Annotated in this window: 3 protein-coding genes; 2 read left to right on the top strand and 1 reads right to left on the bottom strand. The window is 70.5% G+C overall.

All coding sequences use genetic code 11. The features are described 5' to 3' along the window. On the bottom strand, positions 1-1131 hold a 1131-nt coding region (locus AB0C29_RS42165; protein WP_360833072.1), incomplete at its 3' end, for an ROK family protein. Positions 1132-1220: 89 nt separating this feature from the next. On the opposite strand from AB0C29_RS42165, the gene xylA reads away from it, so the two are divergent. Then, complete coding sequence (xylA, locus tag AB0C29_RS42160) at positions 1221-2408, top strand: xylose isomerase (RefSeq protein ID WP_360833069.1); 1188 nt, start codon at positions 1221-1223, stop codon at positions 2406-2408. A 22-nt stretch (positions 2409-2430) separates the two neighbouring features. Beyond that, on the top strand, positions 2431-2765 hold a 335-nt coding region (locus AB0C29_RS42155; RefSeq protein ID WP_360833066.1), incomplete at its 3' end, for an FGGY family carbohydrate kinase.

Below are 2765 nucleotides of genomic sequence, written 5' to 3'. Positions count from 1 at the left end.
GACGCCACGCAGCACCGACCCGGCCGCCCCCAGCATCGCCGCGTCCGGCCCCAGCGCCGCAGCCCGCAGCTCCACCGGCGACCAGGCGGCGGTGAGCACCCGCCGACCCGCCTCAGCCGCGATCCCGTCCCGCAACCAGGGCAGCAGCGACGCGTAACTGCCGCCGAGCACGATCGTCCGGACATCAAGCAGATTGACCACAGTCGCAATAGCCATGCCCAGCGCGGCACCAGCAGCCGTAAGCGCGGCCAGCGCGTCAGGCTTCCCAGCCGTCGCCGCAGCCGCCAGCGCACTCACCGTGCCGACACCGGCGGCGCGGAGCACGGCCTCCTGGCCGGCGTACTGCTCAAGGCACCCCCGGGCGCCGCACCGGCAGCCCGGCCCGTCGGAGTTGATCGGGATGTGCCCGATCTCGCCGCTCCAGCCCCGGGAGCCCCGATACAGCGCGCCGTCCAGCACGATGCCGGCGCCGATGCCGATCTCGCCGCTGACGTAGACGAAGTCCTGGGGGAGTTCGCCGACGTCGAGTTCGCCCAGCGCGGCCAGGTTGGCCTCGTTGTCGACGGTCATCGCCAGCCCGTCGGGCAGGTCTCCGACGGTGACGTCCTGCCAGCCGAGGTTGGGGGCGATCCGCACCATGCCGTCGGCGGCGACCAGGCCCGGCACGGCGAGCACCGCGCCGGCCACGGTCAGCCCGTCCGCCTCGGCGAGCGCCCGAGCCCGGGCAGCGAGCCGGCCCAGTCCGGCGAGCGCGGTCTGCGGATCCTGGAGGCGCTGATCGCCGGGCTCCACGAGGCGGTGCCGGATCGCGCCGGTGAGGTCGACGACACAGGCGCCCCGGTAGTCGACGTTGATCTCCAGGCCCAGTCCGGCCGGGCCGTCCGGCGCGACCACCAGACCCACGGCCGGCCGGCCGGCTCCCGTGCGGGGCGCCGGCTCGCGTTCGGTGAGCAGGGCGCCGGTGACGAGGTCGTCGACGAGCGCGGAGACGGTGGCTCGGGTGAGCCCGGTGGCCGCGGACACCGATGCCCGAGATATCGGATCTGGGCTGTTCGCCACGGTTCGCAGCACCAGCGCGAGATTATGGGCCCGCACGCTCGATTGCCGGACCGGGGATCCCGTAGCACTCATCATCCGGCCCGTCACGCCCTTGACAATGCCACACCGCGGTCAAATAATTCAACCAATAAACAAATCAGTTCTGTTACGTGGAGGTAACCGTGTCGGTCCAGCCCACCCGCGAAGACAAGTTCTCCTTCGGTCTCTGGACCGTGGGCTGGACTGCCCGTGACCCCTTCGGCGACGCCACCCGCACCGCCCTCGACCCGATCGAGGCGGTGCACAAGCTCGCCGACCTCGGGGCGTACGGCATCACCTTCCACGACGACGACCTGGTGCCGTTCGGTTCCGACGCGCACACCCGCGACGGGATCATCGCCAACTTCAAGAAGGCCCTCGAAGAGACCGGCCTGATCGTCCCGATGGTGACGACCAACCTGTTCACCCACCCCGTGTTCAAGGACGGCGGCTTCACCAGCAACGACCGCAGCGTCCGCCGGTACGCGCTGCGTAAGGTCCTGCGCAACATGGACCTCGCCGCCGAGCTGGGCGCCAAGACGCTGGTCTTCTGGGGCGGCCGTGAGGGCGCCGAGTACGACGTCGCCAAGGACGTGCAGGCCGCGCTCGACCGTTACCGCGAGGGCCTCAACCTGCTCGCCCAGTACTCCGAGGACAAGGGCTACGGCCTGCGCTTCGCCATCGAGCCCAAGCCCAACGAGCCCCGCGGCGACATCCTGCTGCCCACGGCCGGGCACGCCATCGCGTTCATCCACGACCTCGAGCGCCCCGAACTGTTCGGCATCAACCCCGAGGTCGGCCACGAGCAGATGTCGAACCTCAACTACACCCAGGGCATCGCCCAGGCGCTGTGGCACGGCAAGCTCTTCCACATCGACCTGAACGGCCAGCACGGCCCCAAGTTCGACCAGGACCTCGTCTTCGGCCACGGCGACCTGCTCAGCGCGTTCGCCACGGTGGACCTGCTGGAGAACGGCGGACCCGGCGGCGGCCCCGGCTACGACGGGCCCCGGCACTTCGACTACAAGCCCTCCCGCACCGAGGACTACACCGGCGTGTGGGAGTCGGCCAAGGCCAACATGCGCATGTACCTGCTGCTCAAGGAGCGCGCGGCGGCCTTCCGGGCCGACCCGGAGGTGCAGGCGGCGCTGGAGGAGGCCAAGGTGCTGGAGCTGTCGAAGCCGACGCTGAACGACGGCGAAAGCTACCAGGATCTGCTCAACGACAAGAGCGCCTTCGAGAACTACGACGTCGACGCGGCCGGTGCCCAGGGCTACCACTTCGTCAAGCTGCACCAGCTCGCCATCGACCACGTGCTGCGCGCACGCTGATCTCTAGCGGAAGATGAACCCCATGACGCTGGTAGCCGGGATCGATTCCTCGACACAGTCCTGCAAGGTGGTCATCCGCGACGCCGAGACCGGCAAGCTGGTCCGGCAGGGACGGGCGACCCATCCCGACGGGACGGAGGTGCATCCCGACGCCTGGTGGTCCGCGCTGCAACAGGCCATCGACGAGGCCGGCGGCCTGGACGACGTGGCGGCCGCGTCCGTCGCCGGCCAGCAGCACGGCATGGTGGTTCTGGACGAGAACGGCGAGGTCGTGCGCCCGGCGCAGCAGTGGAACCACACCCGCAGCGCCGGGGCCGCGGCCGACCTGATCGAGGACCTCGGCGGCGGCGACGCCGG

It is taken from the genome of Actinoplanes sp. NPDC048791, assembly GCF_040650095.1.
GTDB lineage: Bacteria > Actinomycetota > Actinomycetes > Mycobacteriales > Micromonosporaceae > Actinoplanes.
Note: the sequence above shows the minus strand (reverse complement) of the source record. Positions and strands in the feature narration are given on the sequence as shown.